The sequence below is a fragment of the Stenotrophomonas sp. HMWF003 genome (assembly GCF_003061285.1).
Classification (GTDB): domain Bacteria; phylum Pseudomonadota; class Gammaproteobacteria; order Xanthomonadales; family Xanthomonadaceae; genus Stenotrophomonas; species Stenotrophomonas maltophilia_AP.
The window spans coordinates 1-9203 of sequence record NZ_QAIW01000457.1; the positions used below are offsets into that span (position 1 = coordinate 1).

The 9203-nt window shown below is 67.5% G+C and carries 12 protein-coding genes; 3 read left to right on the forward strand and 9 right to left on the reverse strand.

Going from position 1 to position 9203, the window contains the following annotated elements; genetic code table 11:
• Positions 1–47: 47 nt before the first annotated feature.
• From folP to rlmE, 4 genes are all read right to left on the reverse strand, one after another.
• Complete coding sequence (folP, locus tag DBR34_RS20220; RefSeq protein WP_128098107.1) at positions 48–947, reverse strand: dihydropteroate synthase; 900 nt, start codon at positions 945–947, stop codon at positions 48–50.
• A gap of 91 nt (positions 948–1038) precedes the next feature.
• A complete protein-coding gene (locus tag DBR34_RS20225) occupies positions 1039–1227 on the reverse strand; it encodes a hypothetical protein (RefSeq protein WP_128098108.1) in 189 nt (62 codons plus the stop codon).
• A gap of 100 nt (positions 1228–1327) precedes the next feature.
• Positions 1328–3274 (reverse strand): ATP-dependent zinc metalloprotease FtsH, encoded by a 1947-nt coding sequence (gene ftsH, locus DBR34_RS20230; protein WP_038689135.1) that lies wholly within the window; start codon positions 3272–3274, stop codon positions 1328–1330.
• 53 nt (positions 3275–3327) lie between these two features.
• Positions 3328–3960: a 23S rRNA (uridine(2552)-2'-O)-methyltransferase RlmE gene (gene rlmE, locus DBR34_RS20235; protein WP_128098109.1), complete on the reverse strand. Its 633-nt coding sequence runs from the start codon at positions 3958–3960 to the stop codon at positions 3328–3330.
• A gap of 65 nt (positions 3961–4025) precedes the next feature.
• Here rlmE and yhbY point away from each other — a divergent pair, with 65 nt between their 5' ends.
• A complete protein-coding gene (yhbY, locus tag DBR34_RS20240; RefSeq protein WP_128098110.1) occupies positions 4026–4331 on the forward strand; it encodes a ribosome assembly RNA-binding protein YhbY in 306 nt (101 codons plus the stop codon).
• Between the two features lie 14 nt (positions 4332–4345).
• Positions 4346–4720: an Mth938-like domain-containing protein gene (locus tag DBR34_RS20245; RefSeq protein ID WP_128098111.1), complete on the forward strand. Its 375-nt coding sequence runs from the start codon at positions 4346–4348 to the stop codon at positions 4718–4720.
• Positions 4721–5084: 364 nt separating this feature from the next.
• Here the strand turns inward: DBR34_RS20245 and DBR34_RS20250 are convergent, their stop codons facing one another.
• From DBR34_RS20250 to surE, 4 genes are read right to left on the reverse strand one after another with little or no spacing between them, the layout of a single operon-like run.
• A complete protein-coding gene (locus tag DBR34_RS20250) occupies positions 5085–5870 on the reverse strand; it encodes a peptidoglycan DD-metalloendopeptidase family protein (protein WP_128098112.1) in 786 nt (261 codons plus the stop codon).
• Entirely contained in the window at positions 5867–6481 is a 615-nt protein-coding gene (locus DBR34_RS20255) for a DedA family protein (protein ID WP_128098113.1), read from the reverse strand. Before DBR34_RS20255 ends, DBR34_RS20250 begins: the two co-directional genes overlap by 4 nt.
• A 19-nt stretch (positions 6482–6500) precedes the next feature.
• Positions 6501–7178 (reverse strand): protein-L-isoaspartate(D-aspartate) O-methyltransferase, encoded by a 678-nt coding sequence (locus DBR34_RS20260; protein WP_038689147.1) that lies wholly within the window; start codon positions 7176–7178, stop codon positions 6501–6503.
• Complete coding sequence (surE, locus tag DBR34_RS20265; protein WP_038689150.1) at positions 7175–7954, reverse strand: 5'/3'-nucleotidase SurE; 780 nt, start codon at positions 7952–7954, stop codon at positions 7175–7177. Before surE ends, DBR34_RS20260 begins: the two co-directional genes overlap by 4 nt.
• A 187-nt stretch (positions 7955–8141) precedes the next feature.
• On the opposite strand from surE, the gene DBR34_RS20270 reads away from it, so the two are divergent.
• Positions 8142–8681: a Smr/MutS family protein gene (locus DBR34_RS20270; RefSeq protein WP_128098114.1), complete on the forward strand. Its 540-nt coding sequence runs from the start codon at positions 8142–8144 to the stop codon at positions 8679–8681.
• 87 nt (positions 8682–8768) lie between these two features.
• Here DBR34_RS20270 and truD read toward each other — a convergent pair.
• A partial coding sequence (gene truD / locus DBR34_RS24335) for a tRNA pseudouridine(13) synthase TruD (RefSeq protein ID WP_258224198.1) occupies positions 8769–9203 on the reverse strand: 435 nt, incomplete at its 5' end.

Consider the following 9203-nt stretch of genomic DNA (forward strand, 5'->3'; position numbering starts at 1 on the left):
GGTCGGGCCCATCACTGCGATCGCCAGCGGACGCTGGTCCACGGCCATCAGACGTCGTCCGGCCAGCGCGGCATTGCCGGGGCAGCGTCCACCCGCGGCATCGGTACCGCGTCCACCGCGGCCCACACCTTGAGGGCGTCGACCGTGGCAGCCACGTCGTGCACGCGCAGCAGCATCGCGCCGCGCTGGGCGGCGATCAGGTGCGCGGCGACCGAGCCGGCCACGCGGTCGCGCGGCTGCTCGCGGCCGGTCAGCTCGCCGATGCTGCGCTTGCGCGACAGGCCCGCCAGCATCGGCACGCCGAGGTCAAGAAAGCGCGCCGAGCGCGCCAGCAAGGTCATGTTGTGTTCGGTGGTCTTGCCGAAGCCGAAGCCCAGGTCGATGACCAGATGCTTTTTGGCCACGCCGGCCATCTCCGCCTGGAACATGCGCTCGGTCAGGAAACGATGCACCTCGGCCACTACGTCGTGGTAATGCGGGGTGTCCTGCATGCTGCCCGGCTCGCCCTGCATGTGCATCAGCACCACCGGCACGCCGAGCTCGGCGGCTGCCTCGAGCGCACCGGGCTGACGCAATGCATGGATGTCGTTGATCATGCCGGCGCCGGCCGCCACGGCAGCACGCATCACGGCCGGCTTGAAGGTGTCGATGCTGATCGGCACCGTGGTTTCCGCCGCCAGCCGTTGAATGACCGGGATCACCCGGCGCAGCTCTTCGTCCTCCGGCACCGGCGCGCTGCCGGGACGGGTGGACTCGCCGCCGATGTCCAGCAGGTCGGCGCCGTCGGCGACCAGTTGCAGGCCATGTGCGACCGCGGCCTCCATGGTGTCGTGCGCGCCGCCGTCGGAGAACGAGTCCGGGGTGACGTTGACGATACCCATCACGCGCGGGCGATCCAGCCGCAGCACGCGGCCGCCGCAATCGAGCTGGGGGGAAATGTCGAACATGGGCAGGTCCACGGAATACGCCAGCGCGTAGTTTACGCCGGGCTTTCGCCACCGGCCCGGGAATGCGGGGTGCTGCGCGGCAGCCCGTCGCTCAGCGTTGCTGGCGGCGCTTGCGATCCACGTAGAGGGTCTTGGCGATGCTCAGCAGGATGCCCACCGCAATGCCGATGCCGGCGCCGAGCAGGAAGTTGTCGCGGAACAGGCCGATGCCCACGCCCACCACCGTGGCGATCACCATTTCGGCAGTGTGCGACACCGGGGTCGGGGGCGGGATGGACATGGCAACTCCGGAACGGACGACGAAAACGAGGCGTCCATTATGGCGCGGAAACGACGAAGGCCGGGTTGCCCCGGCCTTCGTCATTCACATCACTGCCTGCTTACAGCTGCTCGGCAGGACCGGCGATCGGCGGCACCGGACGGGCGTCGCCGCCCTTGTCGTTGTTGCTGCCGTTGCCGCCGTCCTTGTTGGACTTTTCCCAGCCCATCGGCGGCGGCGGATCGCGACCTTCCATGACCGCGTCGATCTGCGGCACATCGATGGTCTCGTACTGCAGCAGCAGCTGCGACATGGTGTGCAGCTTGTCCAGGTTGGCGGTCAGCAGCTCGGTGGTACGGGCGTAGGCCTTGTCCAGGATGCTGCGCACCACTTCGTCGATGCGGCGGGCGGTGTCGTCGGAGACACTCTTGTGCTGGGTGACCGAACGACCCAGGAACACTTCATCGTCTTCCTCGCCGTAGGCAATCGGACCCAGCTCATCGGACAGGCCCCACTTGGTGACCATGTTGCGGGCCATCTTGGTGGCGCGCTCGATGTCGTTGGACGCACCGGTGGTGACCTTGTCGGTGCCGAAGATCAGCTCTTCGGCCACACGGCCGCCGTACAGCGAGCACAGCTGCGATTCGATCGCCACGCGGTTCATCGAGTACTTGTCGCCTTCCGGCAGGTACATGGTCACGCCCAGCGCGCGACCGCGCGGGATGATGGTGACCTTGTAGACCGGATCATGCTCGGGCACCAGGCGGCCGACGATGGCGTGACCGGCTTCGTGGTAGGCGGTGAGCGTCTTTTCTTCTTCGCTCATCGCCATCGAACGGCGTTCGGCACCCATCAGGATCTTGTCGCGGGCACGGTCGAAGTGATCCATGCGGACTTCCTTCTCGCCACCACGCGCGGCGAACAGCGCCGCCTCGTTGCAGAGGTTGGCCAGGTCCGCGCCGGAGAAGCCCGGGGTGCCGCGCGCGATCACCATCGGCTCGACATCGTCGGCAAGCGGCAGCTTGCGCATGTGCACCTTCAGGATCTGTTCGCGGCCGCGCACGTCGGCCAGGCCCACCACGACCTGGCGGTCGAAACGGCCCGGACGCAGCAGCGCCGGATCCAGCACGTCGGGACGGTTGGTGGCGGCGATGACGATCACGCCTTCGCCTCCCTCGAAGCCGTCCATTTCGACCAGCAGCTGGTTCAGGGTCTGCTCGCGTTCGTCATGACCGCCGCCCAGGCCGGCACCACGGTGGCGGCCGACGGCGTCGATTTCGTCGATGAAGATGATGCACGGCGCCTGCTTCTTGGCCTGCTCGAACATGTCGCGGACGCGGCTGGCGCCGACGCCGACGAACATTTCCACGAAATCCGAACCGGAGATCGAGAAGAACGGCACCTTGGCCTCACCGGCAATGGCGCGGGCCAGCAGGGTCTTGCCGGTACCGGGCGGACCGACCATCAGCACGCCGCGCGGGATCTTGCCGCCCAGCTTGGTGAACTTGGTCGGGTCGCGCAGGAAGTCGACCAGCTCGCCGACTTCTTCCTTGGCTTCGTCGCAGCCGGCGACGTCGGCGAAGGTGACCTTGATCTGGTCTTCGCCCTGCAGCTTGGCGCGCGACTTGCCGAAGGACATGGCGCCCTTGGAGCCGCCACCGCCGCCCTGCATCTGGCGCATGATGAACAACCAGAAGCCGATGATCAGGATCACCGGGAGGAAGTTCATCAGGATGGCGCCCAGCGAGATGCCGCTGGACGGCTCTTCCTGGACGATTTCCACGTTCTTGCCGCGCAGCACGTTGATCAGGTCACGATCGTAGGGCGCGGTGATGGTGGCCGACTGGCCGCCACGGGTGGTGTAGGACAGCTGGCTGGTGCCGCCGCGCACGTCACCGGCAAAGGTGACCTTCTGTACGTTGCCGCTGTCCACCTGGTCCAGGAACTGCGAATAGGTCGCGCCCTGGGCTCCCGCGCCGCTGCTCTTGGGCGAGAAGCTCTGGAAGACCACCATCAGCACCACGGCGACGACCACCCATAGCAGGAGGTTCTTGGTCAAGTCGTTCATCCTCATTGGCTCCGGTGTTCCTCTAATTCCTGACGCGATTCGTATGGTTGAGCTTACTTGATCTGCGTGCGTTTGCCCTGCCCCAAGGCATACACCTCGGGAGAGCGCTTGCGGGACGCTTCCGGCTTGCGGATGGCGACCTTGTCGTACCGGCGGCGCATTTCGCGCACGTAGTCGTCAAAGCCCACGCCCTGGAACAGCTTGATCAGGAACGCGCCACCCGGCTTGAGATGGTTGTCGGCAAATTCCATCGCCAACTCCGCCAGGTGCATCATCCGCGGCTGGTCGACCGCGTCCATGCCACTTTTATTGGGGGCCATATCCGACAGAACAAGGTCTACCGGCTGATTCCCCAGCATCGCTTCGAACTCCGATAGGACGGTCTGCTCCCTGAAGTCTCCGTGAAGGAACTCCACGCCGGCCAGCGGCGGCATCTCCAGGATGTCCAGGGCCAGTACCCGGCCGGTGTCGCCGATCTGCCGGCGCACCTGCTGGGACCAGCCGCCCGGGGCCGCGCCCAGGTCGACCACCACCATGTGCGGCTTCAGCAGCCGGTCACGCTCAAGCAGCTCCTCCAGCTTGTAAGCCGCGCGCGAGCGCATGCCCTCTGCCTGGGCCTTCTTCACGAAGGGGTCGGAAAAGTGTTCTTTCAACCAGCGTTGACTGCTCTTGCTGCGCGATACCATTGGTAATAGGGCCGGAACGGGTGGTCATGATACCCTGATCGCCCCAGATAACCGCTTGTTCCTGAATGTCTATTGCCCTGACCTCTGCCCAGACCCGCTTCCTCCGCGGCCATGCCCATGATCTGAAAGCCCTGCTGCAGATCGGCGGCAAGGGGGTCACGCCGGCCTTCCTGGCCGAACTGGAGGAAGTTCTGGAACGCCATGAACTGATCAAGGTGAAGGTGGCCGCCGAGGACCGCGACGCCCGTGACGCCATGATCGCCGAACTGACCACCGCCTCCGGCAGCGCGCTGGTGCAGCGCATCGGCCACGTGGCCGTGCTGTACCGCCCGAGCAAGGAAATGCGCCAGATCGTGCTGCCGCGCGGCTGATCCCGGACCCCACGATGCAACTGAGCCACGAACTGCCCGACTACGCCTACGCCCTGCGCGCCGCCGATGGCCGCACCGCGAAGGTGAATGACCGCACCCTGGCCAGCAGTTTCGTGCTGACCCCGGACACGCTGATCGAGGCGTGGCCGGTGGCCGAGATCAGCGCGTTGACCCCGGAGCACCTGCAGCCGGTGCTGGCGCTGAACCCGGCGCTGGTGGTGCTTGGCACCGGCGACACCCAGGTGTTTCCGCCGGCGGCCGTGATGGCCGCCTGCCTGACCCGTGGGATCGGCCTGGAAGTGATGAACAACCCGGCGGCCGCCCGCACCTTCAACATCCTGGCCGGCGAAGGCCGCAAGGTGGCGGCCGCGTTCATCCTGACCGGCTGAAACCGGCGATTTTCGTTCAGGAAAGGCCGCCGCGAGCGGCCTTTTTTGTGCCTGCGTCCCGGGCCTCGACAGCGACGCATGGCGTCGCTCTACCACCGGGGTCGCGGGATATGTGCGGTAGAGCCACCCCATGGGTGGCTGCGCGATGCGGCAGGGCCGGCATGGGTCCGGCGCCCGACAGCGACACATGGTGTCGCTCTACCACCGGGGATGCGGGATATGTCCGGTAGAGCCACCCCATGGGTGGCTGCGCGGTGCGATGGAGCCGGCATTGATCCGGCGCCCTACAGCGACGCATGGCGTCGCTCTCCCCCCCCGGTTGGGATGTGCGGGGGTAGAGCCGACCGTTGGTCGGCTGCGCTGATTACCGCGGCGGCAGGTACAGCAGCGGGTCGACCGGCTTGCCGTTGTAGCGGATCTCGAAGTGGAGCATGTCGCGGGTGGTGCCGGTACGGCCCATCTCGGCGATCTGCTCACCGGCCTTCACGCTCTGGCCCTCGTTGACCAGGCGCTTGCGGTTGTGGCCATAGGCCGACAGCCACTGGTCACTGTGCTTGATGATGATCAGCTCACCGAAGCCGACCAGGCCGGCACCGGAATACACCACTACGCCCTGCGCGGTGGCGCGGACCGGCTGGCCGCTGCTGCCGGCGATGTCCACGCCCTGCTTGGTGACGTCGGCACCCACGAACCGGCCCACCAGTGCGCCATCGGCCGGCCAGCGCCAGCTGATGTTGCTCTTGATGGCGGTGGTCGGCGACGGCGTCGGCGTGGCCACCGGGGTGGTCGTGCCGGGACGCGGCGCGGTCACTACGGTGGTCGGTGCCCGACCCGGTGCGCCGCCGCCCGGATACAGCTTGAGGGTCTGCCCCGGGTAGATGGTGTACGGCTCGGACAGCCCGTTCCAGGCGGCCAGGTCACGCGGGGTGATGTTGTGGATGCGCGCCAGCGCATACAGGGTGTCGCCCTTGCGGATCACCGCGGTCTGGCCCGGCTTGGCCACCGAGGCCTGCGGCGTGGTGTGCACCGTGCTGCCGCCCCGGCCACCGGCCGGCTTCACCACCGTCGCGGTACCGCACGCGCCCAGCGTGGCCACCGCCAGCAGCAGCGCCGTGGCGCGCATTCCCTTGTTCAACCGATCAGCACTCATGCGAACTTCGACCTCCAGACAAGCCAGGCGACCAGCGCCACGACCAGCACGGTCGCGATCCAGCCCAGCGGTTCAATCCAACGCCGCAGCGCAGCTTCCGCGCGCGGTCCACCAATACGGATCACCGCGGCCAGCACGAACACGCGCTTGCCCCGGCCGATCAACATGCTCAGGAAGTACTGCGGCAACGGCACGCCGACGATACCCGATGCCCATGTGAAGACTTTCATCGGGATCGGCATGAAGCCGCCCAGCACCAGGAAGGTGAACACCGCCCAGGGCGACTCGGCCATCTTCGCCTGCACCACCGCGATGCCGCTCTCGATGCTGCCCAGCATGCCCAGCGCGGCGAACACCGGCTTGAGCACTTCAAAGGCGTAATGCCCCAGCGCATAGCCGACCAGTGCACCGGCCATCGAGCCGGACAGGCTCAGGGTGGCGAACCACCAGCCGCGCTTGGGCTGGGCCACGCACATCGGCGCCAGCATCACCTCGGGCATCACCGGGAAGATGATGGCCTCGATGAAGCTGAGCACGGTGAGATAGGTCGGGGCGCGCTCGTGCGCGGCCCACTTCATCGCCCGCTCGTACAGCGGACCAAAGATCTTCATGACGTAACGCTCCTGGGAATCAATCCAGCATGCCAGACAGCAACGGCACGAACGTGACCGGCGCCAGTACCTGCTGTTCAATGCTGCCGTCGTCGCGACGGGTCAACTGCACCAGCGACTGCGCACCGGGACCACCCACCGGGGCCACCAGGCGGCCGCCCACGGCCAGCTGTTCAACCAGTGCATCGACCAGTGCCGGTGCCGCGGCGGTCACCACGATCGCATCGAAGGGACCATGCTCGGCCCAGCCGGCGCGGCCATCGTCGTGCTTGGTGCGGATGTTCATGCCCAGCGCCCGAAAACGCTTGCGCGCTTGCCGCAGCAGGTCGCCGATGCGCTCCACGGTGTAGACCTCCAGCCCAACCGCGCCGAGCACCGCGGCCTGGTAGCCCGAACCGGTGCCCACTTCCAGCACGGTCTTCGGTGCGCACTTCAGCACCGCCTCGGTCATGCGCGCCACCACCCACGGCTGGGAGATGGTCTGGCCGTGGCCGATCGGCAGCGCGGTGTCTTCGTAGGCGCGCGAGGCCAGCGCTTCGTCGATGAACAGATGCCGGGGCACCACGCGGATGGCATTGAGCGTGTCTTCGTCGGCGATGCCGGCCTCGCGCAGGCGCTCGACCAGCCGGTCGCGCACGCGCTGGGAGGTCATGCCGATGCCGACCGCTTCGGGCTGCAGGCGCAGGCGCGGGCTCATGCCGGCTGGTCCAGCGCGGCGGTCAGCCCACCCACCCAGCTGGCCACCTTCTCCAGGGCCTGGTAACGGGTGAGGTCGACCTGGATCGGGGTGATCGAAATGAAGCCGTTGCGCACCGCATGAAAATCGGTGCCGGGGCCGGAGTCCTGTTCGCGCCCGGCCGGGCCGATCCAGAACACCTCGTTGCCGCGCGGATCGCGCTGGGCGATGCAGCCTTCGGCACGGTGCCGGTTGCCCAGGCGGGTGACCTCGAAGCCGCGGATCTCGCTCCACGGCAGGTCCGGCACGTTGACGTTGAGGATGGTGTCGGCGGGCAGCGGGTCGGCCTTGAGGCGGGTCACGATTTCCACCGCGGCGCGCGCGGCGGTCTCGAAGTTGCGCGGCTCGTGGTTGCGCGTCACCAGCGACATGGCCACCGCCGGCAGTCCCAGGAAACGCCCTTCCATGGCCGCCGAGACGGTGCCGGAATAGATGACGTCATCGCCCAGGTTGGCGGCATTGTTGATGCCCGACACCACGATGTCCGGCTCGTATTCGAGCACGCCGGTCAGCGCCAGGTGCACGCAGTCGGTGGGGGTGCCAGCGACGGAACAGGTGTAGTGGTCGATGCGCTTGAGCCGGATCGGCAGGTCCAGGGTGAGCGAATTGCTGGCGCCGGAGCGGTCACGGTCCGGGGCGAACACGGTCACTTCATGACCGGCGTCACGCAATACCGACGCGAGCATCTTGATGCCGGGGGCGTCGACACCGTCGTCGTTGCTGACCAGGATCCGCATCTGCGATTTAACCGCTTGATTTTTCAAGACTTCGATTCCATCACTTTCCAGCGTTGGCGGGGCCGGCGCGTCCCCAGATGGGGCGGGTCGACCGCGCAAGTGCGTCAGCTATTGTGCCGCAAGCGGGCAGATCGTCCTACCCCGGAAACGGTAGGCAGCCGCCCTCGGGTGGCATTACGCTGTACGCATGTCACATCCTGAAGACGAAGACCCCGCCGCGCTGTTCCGTTCGGCCATCGGCGAGGTCAAACCGCTGCGCAAGCCCGCCGCTGCGCCGCCGCCCACGCCCAAGCCGAAGCCGCGCGCACGCATGGCCGAACGCGATGACCAGGAGGCCCGCGGCGAGTTCGCGCGGCTGCTGCGCGACAGCAGCCCGCTGGAAGCCGGCGACACCGCCAGCTACCGCCGCGACACCCTGCCCGCCCGCATGTTCCAGCGGCTCAAGCGCGGCCAGTATTCGGTGCAGGACGAGCTGGACCTGCACGGCGCCACGGTGGCGCAGGCCGAAACGCTGTTGCGCCAGTTCCTGCTGGAAGCGCATGCGCACGAGCATGGCTGCGTGCGCATCATCCACGGCAAGGGCCTGCAGTCCGACGGTGGCGCGCCGGTGCTGAAGAACCTGGTCGACCGCCTGCTGCGCCAGCGCAACGACGTGCTGGCCTTCCATTCAGCACCGGCCGGGCAAGGCGGTACGGGCGCGGTGCTGGTGCTGTTGAGCAACCGGTAGCGCCGACCGTTGGTCGGCTGCACGGCGCGTTGGATCGCGCATGATCCGGCACCGCGTGAAGCCGACCAACGGTCGGCTCTACCGGCTTCAGGCGTCGGGCTGGCTGGCGTCTTGCACCGGCCCAAGCTCGTGCAGCACCGCAGTGGCATAGCAGCCCGGCGGCAGCGCGAAGCTGAGTTCCAGCACGTCCGGCTGCAGCCACTGGTGCTGCAGCATCGCCGGGCGCAGGCGCAGCGCGCGGCGTTCCTGCTTCAGACGGGCCCCTTCCAGTCCGGCACGCAATGCCAGCGACTGTTCGTCGCCGATCGCGCCCATTTCTAGCGCCGCCGCCGCATCGCTGCTGCGCAGTTCGCCCTCGCCCCACAACGGGCCGCTGGGGTGGATGTCGAACCGTGCCAGGCGGTCGGCCAGCAGGTCGGTGAACGGCTCGGGGCCGAACACGCTGCGGCTGCCGTCCAGCATCCACACCTCGCCGTCCAGCGGTGCGTCCCAGTTGCCCTGCGCCACGCGTTCGGCGAGCAG